Origin of the sequence: Schauerella aestuarii, from assembly GCF_009866805.1 — a bacterium.
Classification (GTDB): Bacteria; Pseudomonadota; Gammaproteobacteria; order Burkholderiales; family Burkholderiaceae_B; genus Schauerella; species Schauerella aestuarii.
This window is the reverse complement of the sequence record NZ_SIZW01000040.1, coordinates 270,351-297,349: the sequence shown is the minus strand read 5'-3', so window position 1 is coordinate 297,349 and position 26,999 is coordinate 270,351. Positions and strand designations below refer to the sequence as shown.

General features: G+C 64.5%; 21 protein-coding genes and 1 pseudogene. 11 read left to right on the top strand and 11 right to left on the bottom strand.

The genetic code is table 11. The annotated features are described in order from the left end of the window. Positions 1 to 2: 2 nt before the first annotated feature. On the bottom strand, positions 3 to 1,286 hold the full coding sequence (locus EYW45_RS08150; RefSeq protein ID WP_161134878.1) for a fimbria/pilus outer membrane usher protein: 1,284 nt from the start codon (positions 1,284 to 1,286) through the stop codon (positions 3 to 5). Between the two features lie 163 nt (positions 1,287 to 1,449). Here EYW45_RS08150 and EYW45_RS08145 point away from each other — a divergent pair, with 163 nt between their 5' ends. After that, the gene (locus EYW45_RS08145) at positions 1,450 to 2,151 is read left to right on the top strand and encodes a response regulator (protein ID WP_161134877.1); all 702 of its coding nucleotides are present in this window, start codon (positions 1,450 to 1,452) and stop codon (positions 2,149 to 2,151) included. Further along, complete coding sequence (gene risK, locus EYW45_RS08140; RefSeq protein WP_161134876.1) at positions 2,151 to 3,599, top strand: sensor histidine kinase RisK; 1,449 nt, start codon at positions 2,151 to 2,153, stop codon at positions 3,597 to 3,599. The genes EYW45_RS08145 and risK overlap by 1 nt, the downstream gene beginning before the upstream one ends. A 164-nt stretch (positions 3,600 to 3,763) precedes the next feature. On the opposite strand, the gene EYW45_RS08135 is transcribed toward risK, so the two are convergent. Then, a complete protein-coding gene (locus EYW45_RS08135) occupies positions 3,764 to 4,798 on the bottom strand; it encodes a cytochrome d ubiquinol oxidase subunit II (protein ID WP_161134875.1) in 1,035 nt (344 codons plus the stop codon). Next, positions 4,795 to 6,135 carry a cytochrome ubiquinol oxidase subunit I gene (locus EYW45_RS08130; protein WP_161134874.1) on the bottom strand — a complete coding sequence of 447 codons (1,341 nt, stop codon included), beginning with the start codon at positions 6,133 to 6,135 and terminating at the stop codon, positions 4,795 to 4,797. Before EYW45_RS08130 ends, EYW45_RS08135 begins: the two co-directional genes overlap by 4 nt. A gap of 111 nt (positions 6,136 to 6,246) precedes the next feature. Between EYW45_RS08130 and EYW45_RS08125 the strand changes: the two genes are divergently transcribed. Next, entirely contained in the window at positions 6,247 to 8,016 is a 1,770-nt protein-coding gene (locus EYW45_RS08125) for a glutamine--tRNA ligase/YqeY domain fusion protein (RefSeq protein WP_161134873.1), read from the top strand. Between the two features lie 54 nt (positions 8,017 to 8,070). Here the strand turns inward: EYW45_RS08125 and EYW45_RS08120 are convergent, their stop codons facing one another. Then, positions 8,071 to 8,394, bottom strand: a complete 324-nt coding sequence (locus EYW45_RS08120) for a hypothetical protein (protein WP_161134872.1) — start codon at positions 8,392 to 8,394, stop codon at positions 8,071 to 8,073. A gap of 130 nt (positions 8,395 to 8,524) precedes the next feature. Here EYW45_RS08120 and minC point away from each other — a divergent pair, with 130 nt between their 5' ends. The 3 genes from minC (at position 8,525) to minE (ending at position 10,677) form a co-directional block, all read left to right on the top strand. After that, positions 8,525 to 9,511 (top strand): septum site-determining protein MinC, encoded by a 987-nt coding sequence (gene minC, locus EYW45_RS08115; protein ID WP_161134871.1) that lies wholly within the window; start codon positions 8,525 to 8,527, stop codon positions 9,509 to 9,511. Positions 9,512 to 9,592: 81 nt separating this feature from the next. Further along, a complete protein-coding gene (gene minD / locus EYW45_RS08110) occupies positions 9,593 to 10,408 on the top strand; it encodes a septum site-determining protein MinD (protein WP_161134870.1) in 816 nt (271 codons plus the stop codon). A gap of 2 nt (positions 10,409 to 10,410) precedes the next feature. Further along, positions 10,411 to 10,677, top strand: a complete 267-nt coding sequence (minE, locus tag EYW45_RS08105) for a cell division topological specificity factor MinE (RefSeq protein WP_161135390.1) — start codon at positions 10,411 to 10,413, stop codon at positions 10,675 to 10,677. A gap of 174 nt (positions 10,678 to 10,851) precedes the next feature. Here the strand turns inward: minE and EYW45_RS08100 are convergent, their stop codons facing one another. Together EYW45_RS08100 and ettA are read right to left on the bottom strand one after the other, a co-directional pair. Further along, a complete protein-coding gene (locus EYW45_RS08100; protein WP_161134869.1) occupies positions 10,852 to 11,079 on the bottom strand; it encodes a glycine zipper 2TM domain-containing protein in 228 nt (75 codons plus the stop codon). 255 nt (positions 11,080 to 11,334) lie between these two features. Next, positions 11,335 to 13,008, bottom strand: coding sequence for an energy-dependent translational throttle protein EttA (ettA, locus tag EYW45_RS08095; protein ID WP_161134868.1), 1,674 nt, complete (start codon positions 13,006 to 13,008; stop codon positions 11,335 to 11,337). 133 nt (positions 13,009 to 13,141) lie between these two features. Here ettA and EYW45_RS08090 point away from each other — a divergent pair, with 133 nt between their 5' ends. Further along, positions 13,142 to 13,684, top strand: coding sequence for a hypothetical protein (locus EYW45_RS08090; RefSeq protein WP_235938966.1), 543 nt, complete (start codon positions 13,142 to 13,144; stop codon positions 13,682 to 13,684). 36 nt (positions 13,685 to 13,720) lie between these two features. On the opposite strand, the gene EYW45_RS08085 is transcribed toward EYW45_RS08090, so the two are convergent. Beyond that, positions 13,721 to 14,665 carry a glycosyltransferase family 2 protein gene (locus EYW45_RS08085; RefSeq protein ID WP_161134867.1) on the bottom strand — a complete coding sequence of 315 codons (945 nt, stop codon included), beginning with the start codon at positions 14,663 to 14,665 and terminating at the stop codon, positions 13,721 to 13,723. A 106-nt stretch (positions 14,666 to 14,771) separates the two neighbouring features. On the opposite strand from EYW45_RS08085, the gene EYW45_RS08080 reads away from it, so the two are divergent. Further along, entirely contained in the window at positions 14,772 to 15,761 is a 990-nt protein-coding gene (locus tag EYW45_RS08080) for a LysR family transcriptional regulator (RefSeq protein ID WP_161134866.1), read from the top strand. A gap of 380 nt (positions 15,762 to 16,141) precedes the next feature. Here EYW45_RS08080 and EYW45_RS24720 read toward each other — a convergent pair whose 3' ends face one another. From EYW45_RS24720 to EYW45_RS08070, 3 genes are all read right to left on the bottom strand, one after another. Further along, positions 16,142 to 16,270 carry a hypothetical protein gene (locus EYW45_RS24720; RefSeq protein WP_268894265.1) on the bottom strand — a complete coding sequence of 43 codons (129 nt, stop codon included), beginning with the start codon at positions 16,268 to 16,270 and terminating at the stop codon, positions 16,142 to 16,144. A gap of 170 nt (positions 16,271 to 16,440) precedes the next feature. Continuing rightward, complete coding sequence (locus EYW45_RS08075) at positions 16,441 to 17,370, bottom strand: sugar kinase (RefSeq protein ID WP_161135389.1); 930 nt, start codon at positions 17,368 to 17,370, stop codon at positions 16,441 to 16,443. 67 nt (positions 17,371 to 17,437) lie between these two features. Then, positions 17,438 to 18,133: a bifunctional 4-hydroxy-2-oxoglutarate aldolase/2-dehydro-3-deoxy-phosphogluconate aldolase gene (locus EYW45_RS08070; RefSeq protein ID WP_161134865.1), complete on the bottom strand. Its 696-nt coding sequence runs from the start codon at positions 18,131 to 18,133 to the stop codon at positions 17,438 to 17,440. A 112-nt stretch (positions 18,134 to 18,245) separates the two neighbouring features. Between EYW45_RS08070 and uvrA the strand changes: the two genes are divergently transcribed. The 3 genes and pseudogenes from uvrA to EYW45_RS08055 all read left to right on the top strand — a co-directional run bounded on the left by uvrA (position 18,246) and on the right by EYW45_RS08055 (position 26,073). Next, a complete protein-coding gene (gene uvrA / locus EYW45_RS08065) occupies positions 18,246 to 24,101 on the top strand; it encodes an excinuclease ABC subunit UvrA (protein WP_161134864.1) in 5,856 nt (1,951 codons plus the stop codon). A gap of 16 nt (positions 24,102 to 24,117) precedes the next feature. Further along, positions 24,118 to 25,221: pseudogene (locus EYW45_RS08060) on the top strand (aminodeoxychorismate synthase component I); the annotation flags it as partial. A 207-nt stretch (positions 25,222 to 25,428) separates the two neighbouring features. Next, a complete protein-coding gene (locus EYW45_RS08055) occupies positions 25,429 to 26,073 on the top strand; it encodes an aminotransferase class IV (protein WP_161134862.1) in 645 nt (214 codons plus the stop codon). On the opposite strand, the gene EYW45_RS08050 is transcribed toward EYW45_RS08055, so the two are convergent. Continuing rightward, entirely contained in the window at positions 26,029 to 26,919 is an 891-nt protein-coding gene (locus tag EYW45_RS08050) for a tRNA threonylcarbamoyladenosine dehydratase (protein ID WP_161134861.1), read from the bottom strand. The two genes, EYW45_RS08055 and EYW45_RS08050, sit on opposite strands and share 45 nt — an antisense overlap. Between the last annotated feature and the right edge of the window lie 80 nt (positions 26,920 to 26,999).

Genomic DNA, 26,999 nt, shown 5'->3' with positions numbered 1-26,999 from the left:
GCTCACCAGCCCAAACCGAGCGTGCCCATAAAATCATCCACCGGCATCGTGAGCTTCACACCCATCTTGTATTCGCCCGACACGACCTCGCGATCGGCGCCGAGCGCCATGCGTACGCGCGGCGCCAGGGCCATGCTGTGCTGCACGCCATAGCGGCGTTCGGCCGACGCGTTGTTTTCCTGCAGACCGGAGTAAGTGCCGCTGAACGTGCCCCAGCCACTGATCGGCACACCGGCCGTCAGCGTATTGCGCGTCTGCCGCGCGCCCGCCGCGCCGTCTTCATAAGTGGCCAGGTCGGAAAAGCCCTGATCGATCTGTTCGTTGACGTAGCTCACCGTTACCGAGTGCGCGAGGTCGACCGAATAGCCCAGCCGGTAGCGGCGCGCATCGGACCGTTCGTAGGTGCTTTGCGTGGCGCCCACCTGGAACGTGCCCAGCGTGCCCGCCGTGTAGGTCGTGCCCAATCCCATTGCGGTGAGCGTCGGCGCCGTTTCGACCTGGCTTTCGAGCGTCATCGAGGGCGTGACGCCATAGCGCAGACTGCTGCTGCCGGCCGTGGCGCCATAGTCGAGCTTGCCCGCGCCGGCAGACAGATCGGTGTTGTCGATCCGGCCGACCATGGACGAATAGCCGAACTGGCCCTGCGACAGCGTGCGCGCCGAAGAAGACGACCAGTTTGAAAGCTGCACCCCACCGATCTGGGTCGACTGCCCCCACCACGGCGTATTCGAGGCCAGGCTCCCTACCGCGACGGTCTGGCCACTCTCGTTGCGGTACGTCATCGTGCGGGTATCGGTCGTCACGCCGGTCTGTGGGGTGAGCGATCCGAGCCACTTGCGTTGCGTGCGCCGGGGCGTGGGCATGATGACCTTATCGGCCGCGGCATGTCGTTCTTCCGGCGTGAGTTCGAGCACATAGGCCGCGTCGGCTTGCGCCACGACGGCCTCGTTGCCCAGGCGGCAACGCGCCTGCGCCATGTTGTCGATCTCCTCGCCGCCCACCACTACGCCATCGAGCTTGAGCCCGCCGCCGGCCTCACGCGCGCAGACGGTGGGATCGAGGGGCTCGATCGCCATGGCGACCGGCTCCGGAGCCTCGACCGGCATCGGCAACGCAGGCGCCAGCACGCCGATGCCCAGATTGCTTTGCGCCCAGGCGCTGCTGCCCGCGAACGCCATTCCCAGCAGCGCTCCCGCCAGCACGCCCGCCCGAAGCAACGGGCGCGAGCGGTGATCCGCGCGGCGCGCGGTTGTAGAGCGGGAATGGAGCTGAGAAATTGGGGTCACTAGCGCCTCGAAAAAAGCGAACGAAAGCGAACGTGGGAATCGATTCAGTTTACGTCATCGGGCGCTGCACTGCAGCAGAACCGGGCTGCGTTTGCCGCGCCCGCGTTCATTTCAAACGGTTTCGCGCGCTTGCTCCCCGAGCGGCTAGAGGCGATGATGCGGCATGGACGCCCCTCACACAAAATTACTGGTCGTCGACGACGATCCGGCACTCCGTCAGTTGCTGGCCGATTATCTCAATCGTCACGGCTATGACACCCTGCTTGCGCCCGACGCCAACGATCTGGCAGAACGCATCATTCGCTACAGCCCCGATCTCATCGTGCTCGACCGCATGCTGCCCGCCGGCGATGGTGCCGACGCCTGCCGCCGTCTGCGCGAACAGGGCGAAGATATTCCCGTGATCCTGCTGACCGCGCGCGACGAGGCGGTCGATCGCATCATCGGCCTGGAGGCGGGCGCCGACGACTATCTGGGGAAGCCGTTCGACCCGCGCGAGTTACTGGCGCGCGTCGAGGCGGTGTTGCGCCGCAAGCGCGGCCCCTCGGCACTCACGAAGGATGCGCCGGTCAACTTCGGCCCCTTCACCTTCGACCCCGTCCAGCGGCAACTGTTGCGCGAAGGCGTGCAGGTCAAGCTCACCGGCGGCGAGATCAACCTGCTCGAAGCCCTGGTGCGCAACGCCGGCAAGCCGCTGTCGCGCGAACGCCTGCTGGCGCTGGCGCGTGACGACGACGCCGGCGAGCGCAATGACCGGGCGATCGATATCGCCGTGCTGCGTCTGCGCCGCGCCATCGAGGTGGATCCCAAGCAGCCCCGCTGGATTCAAACCGTTTGGGGTATCGGTTACCGGTTTGCCCCCTGATGGCGTGGACGTCCTGGTTCCATCGCTCGTGGCGGCATAGCCGGCGATTCTTGCCCAAATCGCTGCGCGGCCGCCTGACGCTGCTGGTGCTGGGCACCGTGCTCGTGGCCCAGGCGGCCACACTGACCACCGTTTCGTATTACCGCGACAAGTTCATGGAGGACGTGGCGCTCGATTACATCGTCACCACGATTCGCACCTTGCGCGCAGCCGTATCCCAGGTTCCGGCCGAAGAGCGGGCCGAGTTCGTCCGCAACGCCTCGCAGAACCAGTGGCGCCTGTGGTCACGCACGCTGCCGGCCGAGGCGCGTCTGCAGCGCCAATGGCGCCGCCGCGAAGATGGCGACATGCCTCCCCCGCCCCCGCCCGACGACGTGCGCCGCGATCTGCGTTCGCTGGTGCGGCAACTCAACGCGCTGCTCAATGACGGCACGCGCGTGGCACTGTCGCGCGGGCCGGATCCGGAAGTCTTCATCTCGCTGGCGCCCAATACGAGTACCGACGATGGCCCCCAATTGCGCGAATGGCTGGTGATTCCGCTGGAGCGCCTGGATCCCCCCATCTCCACGCCGTTGATCGTGGTGTGGCTGGGCGGGCTGGGCGTGCTGTTGCTGCTGGCGGCGACATTTTCCTGGCATATTGCGCGCCCCCTCACGCGGCTGGCCGAGGCGGCCGATCGGCTGGGCGAGGGCAAGCCGCAACGCGTGTCGCCCTCCGGCCCGTTCGAAACACGCGCACTGGGCGAGCGGTTCAACGCCATGCTCGACGCGCTGGCTGAGGCGGAATCCGTTCGCCGCACGCTGCTGGCCGGGTTGCCGCACGACCTGAAGGGGCCACTCTCGCGCATGTGGCTGCGCATTGAAATGGCCGATGACCCCGCCCTGCAAACCGGGTTGCGGCACGATCTTCAGGATATGCAGCGCATGGTCGATCAATTCATCGGCTTCGTGCGCGGCACCGATCCCGGCACCTACCGCTTCGCGCCCATGCTGCTCAACGAATGGCTGCCCGAACGCGTCACGGCCTGGACCAGCGTGGGCAGCCCGGTGGTGCTCACGCCGTTACCCGAACGCACCATTACCGTACAGGGCGACGCGGTCGCACTGGCGCGTTTGCTGGACAACCTGATCGGCAACGCCTTGCACCACGGTGCGCCACCGGTCGAGGTGCATGTGGAACGTCTGGAAGACACCGTGAGGCTCACCGTGCGCGATCATGGCGAAGGCATCGCGCCCGACCGGCGCACCGAAGCGCTGCGGCCATTCGCGCGGCTCGACGATGCGCGCACGCGCACGGGCAGCGTGGGCCTCGGCCTGGCGCTGGTGGACGCGATCGTGCGCGCGCATCGTGGGGAACTGGTGCTGGCCAATGCCGACACGGGTGGCCTGCAAGTCGTGATCACCTTGCCTTTGGCCGCCGATACGCCCTCACCGGCATTGCAAGCCTGACGGGCCAGTTTTGAAATGACCGGCCGGGCCAGAAGGCGCTGCGCAACGCGCCGGTACTTCATCGTCAGCGCACGCCCCGCCCTTCGCCACGCCTTCCCGTTAACCGTGGCCGGTTCGAGAAGTGTTCGATCCCAAACGGCACGACCGGATCGGTCCTCAAGCCTTCAGTTGCGCAGCACTTCGTCGCTGAACACCGAGCGGTACGCCAGCAGGTTGAACACCAGCATCACCGGCACGGCAACGCCCACGCCCACCAGCACCAGCCGTAGCACATCGGTATTGGCGGCCGCGTCCCACAGCGTGAGATCGTCAAGAATCAGATAGGGGAACAGGCTGAATGCCAGCGCCCCGACCATCAAGGCCAGCAGGCAGATACACAGCAGAAACGGCGCGGCGCGCAGGCTGCGCGCCCGGCCCGCCACGATCCGCGTGAGAATCATCTCGATGGCCACGAAGCAGCCCAGCAGCAGTACCCAGGTTGAAATCGCCACGCCGATGTGAGCCAGATTGCTCCACTTGTAGAAGATGCCCGCGTTGGCCAGGCCGAGCGTGACCGCGATCGCGATCATGCCTGCGGCCGTCCAGCGCACCGCGTGCCGGCCCCAGTTGGCCGCACGCTGCTGCAAGGCACCCCGCACGCGCATGATCACCCAACTCGAGCCCAGCAGCACATAGGTGGCCACGGCGCAGAAGCCCACGAAGACGGCAAACCACCCGTAACCGGCCACCGTTTGATACCCGGTGACGATGCGTCCGAGCGCCATGCCCTGTCCGAACGCCGTCAATACCGATCCCGCCCAGAAGCCCCAGAGCCACCACGACTTGTGCTCGGTACGGGCGCGGATCCGTAACTCGAAACACGCCGAGCGCAGCACCGTGCCGATCACCATCGCCGTCAACGGCCCGTACAACTGGCCCAGCACAGCACCCCAGCCGAAAGGAAACGCCGCCACAAAGAGACCGACGCCTAGCAGCAACCAGAATTCATTGGCGTCGCGCCAGGGGCTGAGCAGATTCATCATGCGGCCGCGCTCTTCCGCCGGCGCCCAAGCCAGGAGGATGCCGACGCCGATGTCGAAGCCGTCGAACACGGTGCCTGCCAGCACAAGCAGAAACAACATCCCCATAAACGCGAGCGGCATCCAGAATGCGGCATCGCCCGGGTTCAGGCCCATCGAGGCGGCGAGCGTGGCGATCATGCGGCGCGTCCTACTTTACGAACAGGGATGACGCCGTACCGGGCGGCATGAAACAACATCGCCAGGAAGGCGACGATCAGCAACACGTACAAGGCGGTGTAGCTGGTGAGCGCCAGGGCGAGCGACCCGGATGCGGCCGGCCCCAGGATTTCCGTTTGGGTAACCGTACCGTTGACGGCATACGGCTGCATGCCGAAAAGATAGATCCACGTATGCAACACCCCCGACAGGCTGCCCGCAAACATCAGCAGACTGACGCCGCGCAGGCTGGCGCGCGACAACACCGACGGGTCAAAACCGCGATTGCGCACGCGCAGGAATACCACCCAGGCCGTGAGCCCCATGACGATGGCCAGCAGCACCGCCACGCGCACCGTGAAGAAGATCGGCCCCACCGGCGGATGCATGCCGGAATAGGTGTCCAGGCCCTGGAACTGCCCGGTGATGGCATCCTGGCCGAGCAAGGTGCTGCCGTGAGCGACGGTCACGTCATGGCGCGTGCGTTTCTGGCGCGAATCGGGGATCCCCCACAGCGTGAAGCTGGGCTGCGCTCCGGTTTCCCAATACGCCGCCACGGCGGCAGCCTTGGCCGGCTGGTGCAGCGCGGTGACGCGTGCGCTGCCTACGCCCACCGGCACCTGCAGCACCACCGCCAGCGCCCCCAGCACCACGGCCGCCTTGAACGCCAGCTTTTCGGCATGATCGAGAGGCCGGCGCAAGGCCTGCCAGGCCGTGACGCCCATGATCAGAAAGGCGGCCGCCAGGGCCGAAGTGAGTGCGAACAGCCCCAGTTGCCACCCGAGTGCGGGATTGAACACCACCGCGGGCCAATCGAAGACTTGATAACGGCCGTCGAAAAACCGGGCGCCGGTCGGCGTTTCGAGCCAGGACTGCAGCACGACCACCCAGAACACGGCAGCCATCTGCCCGATGGCCACCATGAAAATCGAAAACGTGTGCACGGCGGGCGAGACGCGGCGCTGGCCAAACAGCATCACCCCGAGAAAACACGACTTGAAGATGAACACGGACAGGACGGCGTACCCGATCAGGGGGCCCGCCACGTTGCCGATCTTGTCCATCAGGCCCGCCCAGAGGCTGCCGAGCTGGAACAGCAGCGGCACGCTACCCGCCAACGTCAGCACGAAGGCCAGCGCATAGACGCGCACCCAGAACCGGTATGCAGCCGTCCAGCCCGGATCGCGGGTGACCCGGGCGCGCCATTTGAAGAACAGCAGCACCCACGCCAGGGCCAGCGTCATCGGTAGGAAAAACGCCAGGAAGCTTGCGCTGCCCGTGAACTGAATCCGGGCGAGTTGCAGGGGAGAGATATCCATGATGGCCGCTAGTGTAGAGCGACTTCAACCCGGATGGGCCGGTGCGCCGCGCCCCGTTCTCCAGACGTGGCAAAATGATCCCTTTGCTGCTGCACGCTACCTCCTCCGAGCATGACCTCCCCCACCACTCCGACACCGCCCGCGAACTTCCTGCGCCACATCATCGATGCCGATCTGCGTGCCGACCGCTATCAAGACAAGCGGTGGTCCGGCAAGCCGGGGCCTGCCCGTCAACAACAGGCTGGGGAACTCGATCCTGCCCGCATTCGCACGCGGTTCCCGCCGGAACCCAACGGCTACCTGCATATCGGACACGCCAAGGCCATTTGCCTGAACTTCGGGCTGGCGCGCGATTTCGGTGGCGTCTGCCACTTGCGCTTCGACGACACCAATCCCGAGAAGGAAGAGCAGGAGTACGTCGACGCCATCATCGAAGCGGTGCACTGGCTGGGATTCGACTGGAAGACGCCGACCGAAGAGAACCTGTACTTCGCCAGCGACTACTTCGACGACATGTATGACTTCGCCGAAGCGTTGATCGCGGCGGGCCATGCCTACGTCGACGAACAAAGCGCCGAACAGATCCGCGCCTTGCGCGGCACGCTTACCGAAGGTGGCCAGAATTCGCCCTTCCGCGACCGCCCTGCCGACGAATCGCTCGCCCGTCTGCGCGAAATGCGCGACGGCCAGCATCCGGATGGCAGCATGGTGCTGCGCGCGAAGATCGACATGAAGTCGCCCAACATCAATCTGCGCGATCCGGTGCTGTATCGCGTGCGCCACGCCACCCACCATCGCACGGGCAACAAGTGGTGCATCTATCCGATGTACAGCTGGGCGCACCCGGTGGAAGATGCCCTCGAGGGCATCACACACAGCATCTGCACGCTCGAATTCGAGGATCAACGACCGTTTTACGACTGGATCCTGGCGCGTCTGGCCGAGCTGGGCAAGCTGGCCGAGCCGCTGCCGCACCAATACGAATTTGCGCGCTTGAACCTGAGCTACATCGTCACCAGCAAGCGCAAGCTGCTGCAGTTGGTGCGCGAAGGGCACGTGGACGGCTGGGACGACCCGCGCCTGCCCACCCTCTTCGGGCTGCGCCGCCGCGGCTACACCGCTGCCTCGATCCGCCTGCTATGCGATCGCTCGGGTGCCTCGAAATCGGACTCGCGGCTGGATTACAGCCTGCTCGAACAAGCCGTACGCGACGATCTGGATCCGATCGCCGCGCGCTCGGTGGCAGTGCTCGATCCCCTCAAGCTGGTCATCACCAATTATCCGGAAGACGCCGAGGAACCTTGCACGGCGCAAATCAATCCGCACAATGCCGAGGCCGGCCTGCGCCATTTTCCCTTCACGCGCGAGCTGTGGATCGAGCGCGACGACTTCCGCGAAGATCCGCCCAAGAAATATTTCCGCCTCTTCCCCGGCAACACGGTGCGCCTGAAGTATGCGTACGTGATCAAGTGCACCGATTTCGTCAAGGATGCCGACGGCAATGTGACGGAGGTGCATGCCGAGTACATCCCAGACACCAAGAGCGGCACGCCGGGCGCCGACAGCGTCAAGGTGAAGGGCAACATTACGTGGGTGAGCGCACGTCACGCCATCCCCGCCACGATCCACCTGTACGACCGGTTGTTTACCGACCCCCATCCCGACGGCGGCGACAAGGAATTCCTGGATTTCATCAATCCGAATTCCAAGCGAACGGTTCAAGGGTGGCTCGAGCCGGGCAGTTACGCCGCGCCGGGTACCGCGTGGCAGTTCGAGCGACTGGGGTATTTCACCGCCGATCGCGAAACGTCCACGCCCGAAAATCCCATCATCAATCGCACGGTGACGCTGCGCGATTCTTGGGGCACGACGGCGGGCTGACGTTTTTGGGCGGCCACGCGATGGCCGCCCGGGAACGCCGTGCGGTCCGGCGCGTCAACTTTCGTCGTCGCGGCCGAGATCGGTCGACCGGTGCGTTTGCGCAGCCGATTGGTCGATAGGGAGCGACGATTCGCCGGCTTCGGGCAGCATGCCCTTGCGCTGTGCGTCACCTGTGGGATCGCGCTGCTTTTCGCTGGCCGGTTCCGGCTTGTGCGCGGCCTCGTAGGTTTCTTCAGTGTCGGCCTTGCCGGGACGATCCGGGTCGGGCAGCGCGCTGGCATCGTCGTCATATCCCTTGGCGGCTGCGTCCAACTGCTGGCGCTCCTGCTCGCTCAACGCGCGCGGCGCGGCTTCCTTGGTCGGCAAATCGGATTTCATAAGACCTCCTGGTTGGACTCTTCGCCGTTCGCGCAAGGCTTATGCCTGTTGTACGACCATTGCGGGTTATCATGCCCGACATTCATTCACCGGCCCGGTGTAACCGCCGCGGCTCGTCTTTGCGCTACCCATGACCGCTGATTCCCTCGCGCTCGATTTCAAGAGCGCCACCCTTTACGCCGTACGCGTCGTGCTGCACCGTGCGGACGTCGGCGATCTGCTCGCCGCTCTGCAAAAACGGATGCACGATGCAGGCAGCTTCTTCGAAAACGAACCCGTCGTGATCGACGCCTCGCGCGTCGAAGACGTGATCGACTGGACGCGTCTGCTCGAGGCGCTGCGAACGCATCATCTGCCCCCGATCGGCGTCGTGGCAACCGGCGAAAACCTGGCTGCAGCACAGCGCGCCGGCCTCACGCCCGTCGAGATCTCGATCCCCGCAGCGCGGCCCGCGCAAAACAACGCCGCCTTGGCGGCCGACAACAGCGATGCACCCGTACCCAGCGTACCGGCCGCTGCGGTGGCCGAAGCGCCTACGCCAACCGATACCGGATCGACCGCTGTGGTCACGGCTGTCGGTGCATCCGATAGCGACGCGCCCGCCGCAGGTGAGATAGCGTCTGCCGAAGTGACCGCACGTGAAAACGGCGGCACGGACACCGCTGCGGCTGGAAGCGAGAACACCGCCGCCAGCGGTGGCGCCGGCAAGCAACCGCGCCTGGCGCGTGAAGCGCAACCCGCCGGCGATGCCGGCCGGCCCAATGCACGCCCGCCGCAGTCGTCTTCGGCCTTGGTGATTACCAAGCCGCTGCGCTCCGGCCAGCGCGTTTACGCCCGCCATACCGACCTGATCGTGATCGGCATGGTGAGCCGTGGCGCAGAAGTGATCGCCGACGGCAATGTGCACGTCTATGGACCCCTGCGCGGCAAGGCCATGGCCGGCGCGCGCGGCGACACCTCCGCCCGCATCTTCACGACCGAACTCGATGCCGAACTGTTGGCCGTCGCCGGCGTGTACCGCGTGGTCGAAGATAAATTCGATGCTTCTCTTCATAACCATCCGGCGTTGATCCGCCTGGATGGCGATACCTTACGAATCGAAGGTCTAAAAGCCTGACTAACGTGTCGTCACGTCCCGTCCTCGCATTTTGCTTTACGATACGCCGATTATTTTTCAAGACATAAGGGCTTCATCCTCATGACACGCATAGTTGTGGTGACTTCCGGCAAGGGCGGGGTTGGTAAGACCACCACCAGCGCAAGCTTCTCGTCCGGGCTGGCCATGCGGGGCCACAAGGTCGCCGTGATCGACTTCGACGTCGGCCTGCGCAATCTCGACCTGATCATGGGCTGCGAACGACGGGTCGTATACGACTTCGTCAACGTCATCCAGGGCGAAGCCACCCTGAATCAAGCGCTGATCAAAGACAAGCAAGTCGAAACCCTGTTCGTGCTGCCCGCTTCGCAGACGCGCGACAAGGATGCCCTCACGATGGAAGGCGTCGAGAAAGTCATCAATGACTTGAAAGACATGGGTTTTGACTACATCGTCTGCGATTCGCCGGCGGGTATCGAAACCGGCGCCCTGATGGCCGCCTATTTTGCCGATGACGCGTTGGTCGTGACCAACCCGGAAGTGTCTTCCGTGCGCGACTCGGATCGGATCCTGGGCATTCTGTCGGCCAAATCGCGCCGCGCGGTGCAGGGCGATGAGCCGGTCAAGGAATTCCTGCTGCTCACCCGCTACAACCCGAAGCGCGTCGACGAAGGCGAGATGCTGTCGTTGAAGGATATCGAAGACATCCTGCGCATCAAGCTGATCGGTGTGATTCCGGAATCGGAATCGGTATTGCAAGCTTCCAACCAGGGCTTGCCTGCTGTGCACCTGACCGGCACCGACGTGTCGGAAGCCTATAAGGATGTGGTGTCGCGCTACCTGGGCGAAGAAAAGCCGCTGCGCTTCGTGGACTACCAGAAGCCGAGCTTTCTGAAGCGCCTGTTGGGAGGTAAATGACGATGTCTTTTCTGTCGTTTTTGATCGGCCAGAAGAAAACCTCGGCGAACGTCGCCAAGGAACGGCTGCAAATCATCCTTGCGCATGAACGGCGCGGGGGCGGCTCGCCCGACTACCTGCCGCAACTGCAACAGGAACTGATCGCCGTTATTTCCAAGTACGTGAAGATCGACCCCAACGACATCAAGGTTCACCTTGAGCGGCAAGACACGCTGGAAGTGCTGGATATCAAGATCGAGATGCCCCAGCCCAGTACCGACAAGGTCTGAGCAAAGCGCCATGCGGCATCCTCAGGGTGCTGCATACAGGCCGCACACGCGCTTGTCCGTACCTGGGTTGTCCGCAACCCGACATCATCGATCGACAAGAAAAAAGCCTGCATCGCGAGATGCAGGCTTTTTTTCCGATGCGTGCCGACTACGGTGCATGGTGCACCGCCCCGCTTAGCGGCGCTTGCCGACCTGATCGCCGATCACGCCACCGATGGCCGCGCCACCGACGGTGCCCAGCACGCCGCCGTTGGTGATCACAGCGCCCGCCACACCACCGAGGCCCGCGCCCGTGACGGTGCTCTTCTGACGACCGCTCATGCTGTCCCACGACGAGCAACCAGCGGCAGTCGCCGACAACAGGCACACAGCAACGATCTTGGAAAGCGATTGAATTTTCATAGCATGCTCCTGTTAGCAAACCGGACCCGTCACCCTCGCGGGTTCGATTGCACCGGTAATACGAATGTTGTTGTAACGGCGTTCAGGATCGCAAATGCCGGACCGGGTTGCTGTTAGGTTTCCCCAGGAATTGTGTCAAGCGGTGTTGAATACTGCGAAAACCCCGATCCCTATTTCAATCGGGGCTTTGCCGTTAAGCAGATGTAACCGGACTACCCGCATTTACAACACGAAAGATCCGGTTCGAACGCTGCTTTACTTCAACGCCTTGTAGCGCAAACGCTTGGGCGCGGCACCCTCTTCACCCAGACGACGCTTCTTGTCCGCTTCGTATTCCTGATAGTTGCCGTCGAAGAAGACCACTTCCGAATTGCCTTCGAACGCCAGGATGTGCGTGGCGATACGATCGAGGAACCAGCGATCGTGGCTGATGACCATCACGCAACCCGGAAACTCGAGCAATGCATCCTCGAGCGCACGCAAGGTTTCGACGTCCAGATCGTTGGACGGCTCGTCCAGCAGCAATACGTTGCCGCCGGCGATGAGCGTCTTGGCCATGTGCAGGCGCCCGCGTTCACCGCCCGACAATTGACCCACTTGCTTGTTCTGGTCGCCGCCCTTGAAGTTGAAGCGGCCCAGATAGGCGCGCGAGCCGATTTCAAATTTGCCCACGGTGAGCACATCGGCGCCATCGGACACTGCGTCGAACACGGTTTTGCCGTCTTCCAGCGAGTCGCGCGACTGGTCGACAAAGGCCAGTTGCACGGTCTTGCCGATGGCGACCTCGCCGCTATCCGGCGTTTCGCGGCCGGCGATCATGCGGAACAGCGTCGACTTACCGGCGCCGTTGGCACCGATGATGCCCACGATGGCACCCGGCGGCACCTTGAAGCTGAGATTGTCGATCAATAAGCGATCGCCGTAGGCCTTGCTCACGCCCTTGAACTCGATCACTTCATTGCCCAGGCGCTCGCCCACGGGAATGAAAATCTCGGATGTTTCGTTGCGCTTCTGGTACTCGTAGGACGACAGTTCCTCGAAACGTGCCATCCGCGCCTTGGCCTTGGCCTGGCGGCCCTTGGGATTCTGGCGCACCCACTCGAGTTCTTTCTTGATCGTCTTCTGACGAGCGGATTCGGTGGACTCTTCCGTCTTCAGGCGGTCTTCTTTCTGCTCGAGCCACGAGCTGTAGTTACCCTTCCAGGGGATGCCGTAGCCGCGATCCAGTTCGAGAATCCATTCGGCGGCGTTATCCAGGAAGTAGCGATCGTGGGTCACGCCCACCACGGTGCCGGGAAACTTGTGCAGAAATTGCTCCAGCCATTCGACGCTTTCGGCATCGAGGTGGTTGGTGGGCTCGTCCAGCAGCAGCATATCGGGCTTGGACAGCAGCAGTTGGCACAACGCCACGCGCCGCTTTTCGCCGCCCGACAGGTTGCCGACCTTGGCATCCCAGGGCGGCAGACGCAGCGCATCGGCCGCGATTTCCATCTGCAGTTCGATATCGTCGGCGCCGCTGGAGGCGGCAGCCGAAATGATGGCTTCCAGATTGGCCTGCTCGGCCGCCAGCTTGTCGAAATCGGCATCCGGCTCGGCGTATTCGGCGTACACCTCGTCCAGGCGCTTGCGTGCGCTCACGACTTCGCCCAGTCCGGCCTCGACCGCCTGACGCACGGTATCGTCGGGTGCGAGCTGCGGTTCCTGCGGCAGATACCCGATCTTGATGCCGGGCATCGGGACGGCATCGCCCTCGATCTCGGTATCCACACCCGCCATGATCTTGAGCAGCGTGGACTTGCCGGAACCGTTCAAACCGAGCACGCCGATCTTGGCGCCCGGGAAAAACGACAGCGAGATATCGCGCAGAATCTGGCGTTTCGGCGGCACGATCTTGCCGACGCGGTGCATGGTATAGACGTATTGAGCCATGAGTGTTTTATGATGGTGAATGCGGTGAATCCAGCATTGTAGAGGTGCGACCTGCCGGCGTCATGTTTTGCCGGCTCACGGTCCAGTTCCGATACGCCTTCGCCGCGCTCATATCCGTTGTAGGAAAAATAGTATGTCCGCTACCGCCACGCCGCCGCCCCGGTCGCCCCAATTCAGCCAGGATGAACTGGCGATGTTGTCGAAAACCGCCGATGCGCTCAGCGCTTACCTGGGCAAACCGGTCCTGGCCGAAGTCGGCCAATCCGACGCCGGCACCGAATGGGTCACCTTCGGCGTGCCGATCGACGAGCAAGCCGAAACCGATGAGGCCCATGCGCACGTGCAATTGGGCGGCCCGGCCTCGCGGCTGCTCGGCAACCGCGGCGGACTGCCGATGTCGGACAACGTCACGTACGACTGTGCCTACCTGTGGGCCATCGAGATCTCGGTCACTGCCGACGAACGTTTCGTGAAGCTCGACCATGACGGCGAAGAGTCGGCCTGGTCGGACGACCTGATCGACGTGCTGCCGTTCGGCTTGAGCGACGACGATCTGGTCGATGACGATGAAGACGACGACACTGATGACGACGAGGACGACGACATCACCGGCACCGGTGCGTCGCCGTTGTCGCCCGATTCCGAAACGCACCCCTGGGGCAAACGCCGGCATTGAACGCCAAGGCAGCGGGGGCGCTGCCCGCCACCCTGCCTATGCAGCCTTGCTGCCCCGCTCCCGCTTATGGCGCTCGTACAGCGCCCACCCCAATGGCCACGTGAGCCACACCATCAGCCGGCTGAACGGCTGCGTCAGCGGGTAACGCCCGATCACGTCGCCGTGGCCCGCCCGTTGCGCCGATCGGGCAAACCGGGTGAACCGTGCGGCAGTCATCGTGAAGGTCATCGGGTCGTACCAGAACGATGCGGCATGATGCTGCAGCGTGATCCAGTTCAGCAAATACAGACCGACGGCGTGGCGATTGCCGGCCTGGCGCCGATCCGACAATGATCCGGGCGTGGGATGGTACACGCGCACCACCTGGTTCACGAACCGGTTGAGATACCCCGCCCGGGATATCGCCCACCACACGAAACTTTCGGGCACGAAGCCGGGCACATCTTCCGGAAACGGAAACTGACGCAGTACGTCGACCCGCTGACAGCCGAATTTTTCGCCGCGCACGCGATGCTTGAGTGCCATTTCCGCGGCCGGGCAATCGAACACATCGGCCGGAAACAGATCGCCCACCACCTTGCCATCGGGCCGCGCACAGAGGCCGGTGACGCCGATGAAGTTGCCGCGCTGCTCATCGCCGATGGCGTCCCAGATTTTCTTCAGCCGCGCCAGGGTGTCGCGGGTGAGCTCATCGTCGTCGTCCAGAACCACAAGCAGTTCGCCGCGCGCCTCACGCACGCCGTGATTGAAGGCGGTCTTCTTGTGCGCGTTTTCCTGCCAGACGTAACGAATGGGAAAGGCAGACTCGGCTGCCCACGCCAACACCTGCTCGCGCGTGGCGTCGGTCGATCCGTCGTCCACGACAAGCCACTCGAAGTCGCGATAGGTTTGCGCGGCGAGCGACGCGTAGGCGCGCTTGAGCACGTCGACGCGGTTGTAGGTCGTGGTGAGAACGGTAAAGGCGTACTGCGAAGCCTGCATAGGCGAATGATCCTTGACCCGGGCAAAAACGGTCGCCCGGCGGGGCACAGTGTAAAGCTTGGTCGGCACAGGCGGTACACTGGGCTTCTCGAACCGGTTTTCAACCATGAACGCGCCCTCCGTCCAGCTCAACGACATCGCCCTGTTTGTCGAAGTCGCCAAGCGCCGCAGCTTTACGTTGGCCGCGCAGCACCTGTCCATTCCCACCTCCACGTTGTCGCGCCGCATCCTCGCCCTTGAAGACGCGGTCGGCATGCGGCTGCTCAACCGCAACACCCGCCGTCTCGATCTGACCGAGGCGGGCGCCGTGTACCTCGAACGTTGCCAGTTTCTCATCGAAGAAGCGCGGCTCGCGCACGAGCCTCTGCTGGCCCTGTCGCGCCAGCCTCATGGGCTGCTGCAGGTGGCCATGCCGCAAAGCCTGGGCGCGCTCATCCTGCCCAATGCATTGGGTGCCTTCATCGCGCAATATCCCGACCTGGACTGCGCCTTCGATCTCAGCATGCGCTCCCCCGCCACGCGCGACGGCGGCTTCGACGTGATGATTCACTTCGGCCAGCTGCCTGAGGTGGTCGAGGGTGACGTCCGCGAATTGGTCTCGCTCGATCAGCATCTCTATGCGTCGCAGGCCTATCTGGATCGTTACGGCACACCGCGTACGCCCGACGACCTCAGTCATCATCAATGCCTGCGCTCGACGGCAGGCCAGGAGCACTCGACATGGACGTTGGCGGGCGCGGACGATCAGCGAATCGATGTGCCCGTCACGGGCCGTATCGCGGCCAATAGCGTCAGTATGGGGAGCGTGCTGGCGGGCTTGGGCTTGGGGATCACCCGCCTGCCGCAGTGCCGCGCCATGCTGCCGGCGCTCACACAGAACAGCCTGCATCGGGTGCTGCCCGAGTGGCGGGTCGCGCCCGTGTCGATCTACGCAATCTGCCCGTCGCCGCTGCTGCCGGCGAAAACGCGGGCCTTTCTGTCATTCATCGAGCCGCTGCTGGCGCCGTTGCAACCCGGCGAGCTCGAGCTCGCCCGGGAACGCACGCAAGCGGCCGCGCAACCGCACACGCAAGAAAGCGCATCGGCGCGCGCATGATGTGCGGCACCGTCAACGGCAAACGCGGTATCGGGCGGATGCCAGCGATGCCGGGCGCGGGGGGCGCGTGGGGCGCGTGCGACGTGTGGTGCGGGACGCCTGAGACGAGACGCTAAAAACGGATCGTGTGGGGCGAGACGCGTGGCGCGAGCGCAAAAAAAAGCCGCAGCCCTTGGCGGGTGCAGCTTTTTTCGCGGCGATTTGGATGGCGGGTTGCGTGTGCCGGCAAAGGTACAACAGCAAAGGCACAACGGCAGAAGTACAACGGCGGAAGTACATCGGCGGAAGTACCACGGCAGAGGTACAACGAACGGCCATCCGAAGCCTGTCCAGCGTGGGCGCGTGGCGTTGAAACGCCCGCGCCGGTTCAAGCAAAAAGCTTAAACGCGCTTGATCTTTTCCAGCATCTTGAACACGCCCTTGGGCGAGTTGATGAAGAGGCGCTTGAAGGCCTTGCCCAGGCAACGGCGTTCCAGGGTATTGCGACGTACGCGCTTGCGTTCAGCCATGATGATCTCCGTGAGGTAACACGCGCCACCTGCAAACGGCTGACGCTAATGAATGAGTTAACCCACGATTCTACAACGAAATTGGGCCATTGACCTAACTGCGGCAGACGAGCGTTGTCAGGAGGCCCACAACGTGGGCTGCCCGCATCGCGGATGTGCGGGTCGGTCGATCAGGCCGCCGCCAACGCCGCCCGCACAGTGGCTGGCCGCGGAATGGGCGCTACCGCACCGAATCCAGTGGTCGACAACGCCGCCGCCATGTTCGCGTAAGCGACAGCAGCGGGCCAATCGTCACCCGCGATCACCCGGGCCAGCAGACTGCCGGCAAAGCAATCGCCCGCGCCGGTGGCGTCCACGCTTTTCACGCGGTGCGGCGCAAACGTTTGCGGGGCATCGCGCCCGGTATCCAGCAACACGCCGTCAGCGCCGAGCTTGAGCACGACGACGCCCTTCACACCCTGCGCCCGGATCCAGGCCAGGATGGCTTGCGGGTCGTCCAGGCCGATCAAGGCGGTCATATCGCTGGTGCTGGGCAGAAACACATCCGCCTGGCGCATAGCTTCGAGCAACACAGCCCGAGCACGCGCCAGCGGCCACAGGGCCGGCCTCAGATTGGAATCGAACCACACGGGCACACCGGCCTCGTGCGCCTGGGCCATCGCGGCGAACACCGTATCGCACGCGCTATCGCTGATGCCCATGCTGATGCCCGAGGCGTACAGGCATTTGGCCGTGGCGATCACGCCCGCCGGGATATCGGACGGCTGCATCCGCGACGCGGCCGAGCCCCGGCGCAGATAGTTGAACGCGTGGCCGTGCTCGCCATGCTGCACGACATAGGCGCCCGTGGACGCCTGCACATCGGTGCGCACGTTGGACGCATCCACCCCTTCGATACGCCACAGCTCGCGCAACTGCTCGCCGAACGGATCGGCACCGACACGGGTGACGTAAGCCGTGCGGGCACCCTGCCGGGCGGCCGCGATCATGGCGTTGGAGGTGTCGCCCCCGAAGCCCTGCAGATAGTGCGGCTTGCCCGGCTCGGTTTGATTGAACTCGATCAGCGGCTCGCCGACGGCGACGATATCCACGTTGCCCAGAGCGGCGTTATCGAGCGAGACATCGATCGAGTCGACGTCGGGAATGGCGTTGCCGTCCTCGTCCACATCAACCACGCGTGGCTCCCTGGGTGGGCATCGCGGCTTCGCGGGTGCGCTGGATCTGGGCCACGAGCGCGCCCGTGTCGCGGGCGGCGAATGCCTCTTTGCCGTACAGGTTGCTGCCGATGCCCACGATGCGGGCGCCGGCGGCGAAATAGGCAGCCATGTTTTCCTCGGTCACCCCGCCCGTGGGGCAGAACGTGACGGACGGAAACACCGAGCGCAACGCCCCCAGATGCTTCGGCCCGCCGGTATCGGCCGGGAAGATCTTGACGATATCGGCACCCTCGGCCTGCGCAGCCAGCACCTCGGTGGGCGTGAATGCGCCCAACAGGCACAACGCATCCGCCGCATGCGCCAGATCGGCCAGACCGGGGATCACGGCAGGCGACACGATGAAATCCGCGCCGGCCACCAGAACGTCGCGCGCCTGGGCTTCATTGAGCACCGTGCCCACGCCAAGGATCACGCTATCGCCATGCTTGTCGCGCAGGGCGCGCAGCAGGGTGACGACGTCGGGAATCGTCCAGGTGAGTTCGAGCACACGGCAGCCGCCGGCGATCGCGACCTCGGCCGCGTAGGCGGCGCTGGACGCATCGGTGTAACGGAGCACGGGCACAACACGTGCATCGCAAACCGCATTGAACTTGGCAAGACGGTTCGCGCCGGCGGCGGAATCGGAAGTGGTCTGGACAGTGGACATGGCGGCATGGGTCTCATGGCGAAGTGGTCATCGATTATTTCACAGCCGCGCCCTACTGCTGGCGAATCTCGCCCCCATATCGGACAAATCCCCGGAAAGGCTACGATTAAGCATGAGCTCAGAAATCCGTATTGTTGGCGCACGCCAGAACAACCTCAAAAACCTCGATGTCACGCTGCAGACCGGCGAACTGGTCGTAATGACCGGGGTGTCGGGGTCGGGCAAGAGCTCGCTGGCCTTCGACACGCTGTACGCGGAAGGCCAGCGCCGCTACGTCGAAACCTTTTCGCCCTACGCGCGCCAGTTTCTGGACCGCATGGACAAGCCCCAGGTCGACCGGATCGAAGGCATCCTGCCGGCCATCGCCATCGATCAGACCAATCCGGTGCGCAGCTCGCGCAGCACCGTGGGCACGATGACGGAGCTCAATGACCATTTGAAACTGCTGTTCGCACGCGGCGCGGTGCTGTTTTCGCGCGGCTCGGGCCGCCGGGTTCAGCGCGACTCACCCGATACCATCCGCCGCACGCTGGCCGAGCGTCTGGCCGGGCTGAACGATCCGCGATTGGTGATCACCTTCCCGATTCGCATCCCGGCCAATTTCACCGAAGAAGAAGTGCTCGGCTTCCTGGAGAAGCAGGGTTACACCCGCGTGCACAGCGAAGAAGCCGTCCGCGTGCCCGAAGCCGGCGACCGCGTCGCGAAGTCGAAAGCCAAGTCCAAAAAGGCGACCGCCGACTCGGGCGCCACGCGCATCCTGAACGTGGTGCAGGACCGGTTTCGCTTTGGCACGGTCGAATCCGACCGGCTGGCCGAGGCACTGGAAACCGCGCTGCGCATGGGCGCGGGCCACGTGGCCGTGCGCGCCCTGGATGACGACGGCGTTGATGCGCACGTGTGGCAGTTCAGCGATCGCCTGCACGACGCCGATGACGACATCGAATACAGCGATCCGCTGCCCAGCACCTTTTCGTTCAATTCCCCCCTGGGCGCGTGCGAAAGCTGCCGCGGCTTCGGGCGAGTGATCGGCATCGACTTCGGCTTGGTGATTCCCGACGAATCCAAGACGTTGAAGGAAGGGGCGATCAAGCCCTGGACCACGCCCAGCTACAAGGAGTGCCAGGACGATCTGGAAAAATACGCGCCGCGAGCCGGCGTTCCCCTGGGCGTGCCCTGGCATGCCATGAAACCTGAGCATCGTCAGTGGGTGCTGCAGGGTGATCCCGATTTCAAGGGGGGCAGTCAGGCCTGGAAAACGCAGTGGTATGGCGTGGAGCGGTTTTTCGCATGGCTGGAGACGAAAGCCTACAAGATGCACGTGCGGGTGCTGCTCTCCAAGTACCGCAGCTACACGCCCTGCCCCACTTGCAAAGGCTCGCGCCTGAAGCGCGACGCGCTGCTGTGGCGCCTGGGCACCAAGGCGCAGGCCGATAGCGTGCTGCCCCCGGACGACGACCGCTACGCGCGCTTCATGCCGGTGCATGCCAGTTGGTCGCGCGAGCAGTTGAACGATCTGGACGGGCTGTCGTTTCACGACCTGATGCTCTTGCCGATCGAACGCGTGCGCGCGTTCTTTGAAAATCTGCGCTTCGAAGGCGCGCTGGATGCCGCCACCGATCTGCTGCTGACCGAGGCCCGCGCGCGGCTGAAATTCTTGTTCGATGTGGGGCTCGGTTACCTCACCCTGGACCGGCAGAGCCGTACGCTGTCGGGCGGCGAGGTGCAACGGATCAACCTCACCACCGCGCTGGGCACCTCCCTCGTCAATACCCTCTTCGTGCTCGACGAGCCGTCGATCGGCCTGCATCCGCGCGACATGCATCGCGTGGTCGAGGTCATGCATCGCCTGCGCGACGCCGGCAATACGCTCGTCGTGGTCGAACACGATCCGCAAGTGATGGTGGCGGCCGATCGCATTATCGATATCGGCCCGGGGCCGGGCGAACGCGGCGGCCATATCGTGTTCGACGGCACGCCCGAGGCGTTGCGCGACGCGCGCACCTTAACGGGCGATTACCTCGGCAACCGCCAGCGCGTGGAAGCGCCGCGGCCGATGCCGGTGGCGGAGAACACGCCGCGCCTGTTGCTCGAAGGCGCCACGGCCAACAACCTGCGCGATGTGTCGATCTCGATTCCGCTGGGCCGTCTGGTGTGCGTGACCGGCGTCTCCGGGTCGGGCAAATCGACGCTCATTCAGGATGTGCTGTTCCCCGCCTTGCTCAAGCAAAAAGGCAAGCCGTCCGAAGCGCCCGGTCCGTTCCGCCAACTGCTGGGGGCCGAACGCATCGCCGATGTGGTCATGGTCGATCAAACGCCGATCGGTAAAACGGCGCGCTCCAATCCCGCCAGTTACGTGGGTGCGTTCGACGCGATCCGCAAGCTCTTTGCACAGGCGCCGGTCAGCAAGGAACGCGGCTATACCGCCGGCACGTTCAGCTTCAATAGCGGCGATGGCCGTTGCCCCACCTGCGGTGGCACGGGCTTCGAGCACGTCGAGATGCAGTTCCTCTCCGACGTGTATCTGCGCTGCCCGGACTGCGACGGCAAACGCTTCCGTCCGGAAGTGCTGCAGGTTCGCGTCGAGCATCTGGGCCAATCGGCGGCCATCGACGATGTACTGGAGATGACGGTCAGCGAAGCGTTGCAGTTCTTCAAAGGATTGCGCGATGTGCAGACCGTCCTTGCGCCCCTGGCCGACGTGGGTCTGGAGTATGTGCGCCTGGGTCAGCCCGTGCCCACGCTATCGGGTGGCGAAGCGCAACGACTGAAGCTCGCCGGGCACTTGGCCGAAGCCGCCAAGAGCGGCATCTCGAGCGCGAAAGTGGCCAAGAAAGGCAGCTTGTTTCTTTTCGACGAACCCACGACAGGCCTGCACTTTGACGACGTCGCGCGGTTGATGCGCGCGTTTCGCAAGCTGCTGGCCGCCGGACATACCTTGCTCGTGATCGAACACAACCTGGACGTGATCCGGGCCGCCGATTGGCTCATCGATCTGGGCCCGGAAGGCGGCGATGCCGGCGGTCAGTTGATGGCATCGGGCACCCCCGAGGATGTGATGGCGGTTGCCGCTTCACATACGGGACGCGCTCTGCGTGAGTACACGCTCAATGTGCTCTCGCCCGAGCGCCATGCGCCGGCGGCGCGCGTCGGTGAACCGGCAGTGGCATATGCCGCGCAGGCGCTGGCCAGCCGCGACGATACGTACGCGAGCACGATCGTAGGCGAAGAGGAAGCCCCCGGCGAGGCTGGCGAGGCTGGCGATGGCGCGCGAGCGGCAGGCGGCCTTTTCAACGGCGGCGGCAGCGGCACACCGTTGCAGTCGTTGGTGCGCCGCCGGCGCAAGAATGCCGGCACGCAGGCCATCGAAATTCACAATGCCCGCGAGCACAATCTCAAGAACGTCACGGTCAATATCCCGCGCGACAAGTTCACGGTCATCACCGGCGTGTCGGGATCGGGCAAGTCCACCTTGGCGTTCGACATCCTGTTCAACGAAGGCCAGCGCCGCTATCTCGAATCGCTCAACGCGTATGCCCGCGCCATCGTGCAACCTGCCGGCAAGCCGGATGTGGACGCGATCTTCGGCATTCCGCCCACCGTGGCGATCGAGCAGCGGACGAGCCGCGGCGGACGCAAGTCCACCGTGGCCACGATGACCGAAATCCATCACTTCCTGCGCCTGCTCTACATGAAGCTGGGCACGCAGTACTGCCCGGATTGCCAGGTTGCCGTCGAGCCGCAGAATGCCGATCAGATCGTGGCGCGTTTACGCCGCGATCACACGGGTCAGCACATCGGTCTGATGGCACCGCTCGTGAGCGCCCGCAAGGGTTATTACACCGAGCTCGCCAAGTGGGCGTCGGGCAAGGGTCACACGCATCTGCGCGTGGATGGCACGTTCATCCCCACGACCAACTGGCCGCGTCTGGACCGCTACAAAGAACACACCATCGAACTGCCCGTGGCCGATCTCACGATCGAGGCCAATAACGAGGCCGAACTGCGCCAGGCGGTCACCTCGGCACTTGAGCACGGCCAGGGGGTGATGAGTGTGGTGTGGCCGGTGAGCGGGTTGCGCGACAGTCTGGACGCGCCGCTCGAACAGCAACACTATTCGGTCAAGCGCGCGTGCCCCTGCTGCGGCATGAGCTTTCCCGAGCCCGACCCGCGCATGTTCTCGTACAACTCCAAGCACGGCTGGTGCACCGAGTGTTTCGGTACGGGCTTGCAGTTGCAAGGCTTCGATGCCGAGCAAACCGGTGAGGAAACGGCCTGGAACGCGTGGTATGAAGGCGATGCACACGCGTGCAAAGCCTGCCACGGCGAGCGCCTGAACCCGGTTGCGCGCGCGGTGCGATGGCGCGACCGCTCGATCGCCACGTTGGCGGCCATGCCGGTGTCCGAAGCGTTTACCTTTTTCATGGGACTGGTCACGCGCGGCCGTGAGAACGAAATCGCGCGCGATATCCTGGCCGAAATTCGCGGCCGGCTGACCTTCATGCAGGAGGTGGGGCTCGACTATCTGGCGCTCGACCGGGCCGCGCCCACATTGTCCGGCGGCGAGGCGCAACGGATCCGTCTGGCCGCGCAGTTGGGCTCCAACCTGCAAGGCGTGTGCTACGTGCTGGACGAGCCCACGATCGGCTTGCACCCGCGCGATAACCGCATCCTGCTGGATGCGCTGGCGCGACTTGAGAAAAACGGCAACACGCTGGTGGTGGTCGAGCACGACGACGACACCATCCGTCGCGCCTCGCACATCATCGACATCGGACCGGGCGCCGGCGTGCGCGGCGGCCGCGTGGTCGCCGAGGGCACGGCCGAAGATTTGATGAACGCGCCCGAATCGGTCACTGGCCGTTATCTCAAGCATCCGTTGCAGCATCCGCTGCAACCGCGCCGTCCGGTCGAGAAGGACACCCCGGCGATCGAGATCCAGGGCGCGCATCTGCATAACCTGCGTCGGGTCGACGCCCGTTTTCCGATCAATCGGTTGACGGTGGTGACCGGCGTATCGGGGTCGGGCAAATCGACACTGGCACGCGAAGTATTGCTGGAGAACCTGGTGCAGGCCGTCTCGCAAGGCAAAGCGCCCAAATGGGGCGGTTGCGTGGAGATGACCGGTTGGGAGGCCATCGATCGCGTCCTCGAAGTGGATCAAACCCCGATCGGCAAAACACCCCGTTCGTGCCCGTCGACCTACATTGGTTTCTGGGACGATGTGCGCAAACTCTTTGCCGACACCAACGAGTCACGCATGCGCGGCTGGTCCCCGGCGCGCTTCTCGTTCAATACCGGCGAGGGCCGTTGCCCGGTGTGCGAAGGCCAGGGCATGCGCACGATCGAGATGAATTTCCTGCCGGATGTGAAAGTGCCGTGCGACGCCTGCTACGGCGCGCGCTTCAATCCCGAAACGCTGTCGGTGCATATGCGCGGCAAGAGTGCCGGCGACGTGCTGTCCATGGAAGTGGACGACGCGATCGGCTATTTCGAAGCGCATCCCAAGATTCATCGGCCGCTGCAGCTCATGCAGGATGTGGGACTGGGCTATCTCACGCTGGGTCAGCCCTCGCCCACCTTGTCGGGCGGCGAGGCGCAACGCATCAAGCTCGTGACCGAGCTCACTAAGGCGCGTATGACCGAGGGCGTGATCAAGACCGGCCGTGCCTCCCGCCTGCCGCATACGCTGTACATCCTCGATGAGCCCACGGTGGGCCTGTCGATGGCCGACGTGGAGAAGCTGATTCGGGTGCTGCATCGCCTGGTGGAAGCCGGCAACACGGTGGTGGTGATCGAACACAATCTGGACGTGATCGCCGAGGCTGACTGGCTGCTCGATCTGGGTCCTGAAGGGGGCACCGGCGGCGGCAAACTGGTGGCGCAGGGCACCCCGGAGGCCGTGATGGCGTTGAAGGATAAATCCCATACCGGCCGTGTGCTCACCGAGTTCATGCTCGCGGCATCATGACGTGCAGGTTTGAATCATGACGTGCAGGTTTGAAGATCGGATAAGCGGCACCGCACTGGCATTGGGCGGGCCGCTTGGCCGTATCGAAGCGCGTACGCGTGAGGAGGTGGCGCCCGCGTTGGCCGCGATCGAAGCCAGCCGCCGCGCCGGTCACTGGGTCGCATTGCTGCTCGACTACGAGCTGGGCGAATGGTTGCTGCCGGAAACGGCGGCCGCGCCGATGCACGCGAAGGATGGTGCGCGCCTGACCGCGTTGATCTACGCGCACGCCGAGCACACTGTGCCATGGTCGGCACCTGCGGAGAGCACGGCGCGCGTGGTGTCGGTCGCCCCGCGTCTGGGGCAAGACGATTACATCCGCGCGATCGACGCCATCCGCGCCGGCATTCACGCCGGCGACTTTTACCAGGTCAATTTCACGCAGCCGTTGGATGTGCGAATAGAAGGCGACGCTCAGGCGCTCTACGCGCATCTGGCATCGCGCCATCCCAGCGCGCACGCAGCCTATATCGACGATGGCGCGCGCCGAGTGCTGTCGTTCTCGCCCGAACTCTTCGTGGCGCGCGAAGGCGCCACGTTGACCACACGGCCCATGAAGGGCACGGCGCCCCGCGCGATCGATCCGGCCGCCGATGCCGAGCAGGCACGTGCGCTCCAGGCGAGCGAAAAAAACCGCGCCGAAAACGTGATGATCGTCGATCTGCTGAGAAACGATCTGGGCCGTATCGCCACACCGGGATCGGTGTCGGTGGATGCACTTTGCGCGCTTGAAGCCTATCGCTCGGTATGGACGATGACCTCGACCATCCGTGCGCACGCCCCTGACGCAACGTTCTCCGAGGTGCTGCGGGCGCTCTTTCCCTGCGGCTCGATCACCGGCGCGCCCAAGGTGGCCGCGATGCGGCACATTCGCGATACGGAAATCGCGTCACGCGGCCTGTATTGCGGCAGCGTGGGCTGGCTCGCCCCCAACGGCGACTTTTCGCTGAACGTGGCGATCCGGACCCTGGTGTTGAACGCTGACGATACCGGCGTCTATGGTGTGGGTGGCGGGATCGTGCACGATTCGGATCCGGCCGAGGAGTGGCAGGAGTGCTTCTGGAAAGCCCGTTTGCTCGGCGTGCCGGTGCCGTTCAGTTCAGCGCCGTCCCCTTCAGCGCGGTCTGCGCCAATGCAGTCTGCGCCCGTGCAGTCTGCTTCAGTGCAGTCCACGTCGGCGCCATCCCCTTCGAGGCGGTCGGCTCCGATGCCGGCCGCACCGGTGATGTCTTCCGTCGATCAACCTTCTTCCGATTCAAGCACCCCGCTTCGCTAACGCACATTCTGTATGACACTGCCCCAGAACGCCCCCAATCTCATCGAAACCATGCGCGCCGAGCAAGGCGTGGTGCCATTGCTCGACTGGCACATGGCGCGGCTGCAGGCCTCGGCCACGGCGCTGGGCTACGCACGCCCGAACGCCGCCCTGCTTGCGCGCGTGCAGACGGAGGCTGAGGCATTGGGCGACATCGACGCGGGCGCGCATCGTCTGCGCCTGCTGTGGTCGGCCGACGGCACCGCCACCCTCACGGCAGCCGCTTTGCCGGCCCTGGCCCCCGACCCTCAAGTGCAATGGGCGAGCACGACACTCGATTCGAATGCGCCGCTCTTGCGTCACAAGACTACGCACCGGCCGTGGTACGCCGCCGACACGGAATGGCTCACCGCGCATCCCGACGTCTTCGATCTCTTGTATCTGAACGAGCGCGAGGAACTGTGCGAAGGCACGCGCAGCAATGTGTACGTCGAGATCGACGGGGCGTGGCTCACGCCTGCGGTGGCGAGCGGGTGCTTGCCCGGCGTGCAACGCGGCGCCTTGATGGCCGAGGGCCGGGTCAAGGAAGCCACGATCACGCCCGCGCTCCTCGAACGGGCGACGCGGTTGCGCTTATCGAACGCCCTGCGCGGCTGGTTTGACGTACGGCTGACGTAGCGCCAGCTGCAACGCCAGGTTGGCGGCAGCCAGCCCCATCGACGCCGTCACCGTCACCACCGATCCATAGCCGGCGCACGACAGCCCCTGCGGCGCCATGCCGGCCGGGGTCGGGGCGTCGGACTGCCAGGCATCGGGCAGCACCACCTGCTGATCGAACCACAAGGCGCGAACGCCCATCTTCGGTACGCGCTTGAGCGCTTTGTTGTGGGCATCCACGTTGCGCGGATAGCCGTGATGACGGCGCAAGGTGTTGCGCAATTTGGCCAGCAAGGCGTCGTTTACGGCCTCCGACAGGTCCCCGGCGCGCAACGCGAGCGGATCGGTCTTGCCGCCCGCGCCGCCGCACAGGATAAGCGGCGTCTTCACGCCGCGCGCATGCAGAATCATGGCGATCTTGGCAGCCGCCTGGTCGGCGCAGTCCACGATCGCGGTGTAGCGATCGGCCAGCACCTCGGCCACGTTGTCTGGCGTCACGAAATCATCCACCACCGTGATCGCGCAGTCTGGGTTGATCGCCGTCACGCGTTCGGCCATTGCCAACGCCTTGGATTGTCCGAGCGTGTCGGTCAACGCGTGAATCTGACGATTGACGTTGGATTCGGAGATGTGGTCGAGATCGATCAATGTCAGGGCGCCGATGCCGCTGCGCGCCAGAGCCTCCACCGTCCACGACCCGACGCCGCCAAGCCCGACGACGGCAACGTGGGCAGCGCGCAGGCGCGTTGCCGCGCCGGCTCCATACAGCCGATCCAGGCCGCCAAAGCGGCGCGCGCTGTCGGCGGCCTCATCCGTGGCACCGCCGGCGGCGGGCGTCAGCGTCAGTTCGAAACGATCTTGATCCATCCCGTCATTGTCGCATTGCGATCGGCGTTGCGCGCGGGCCGGTTGCCGCCAAGTGCGCGTCCGCCGCAAATGCCGCCAAG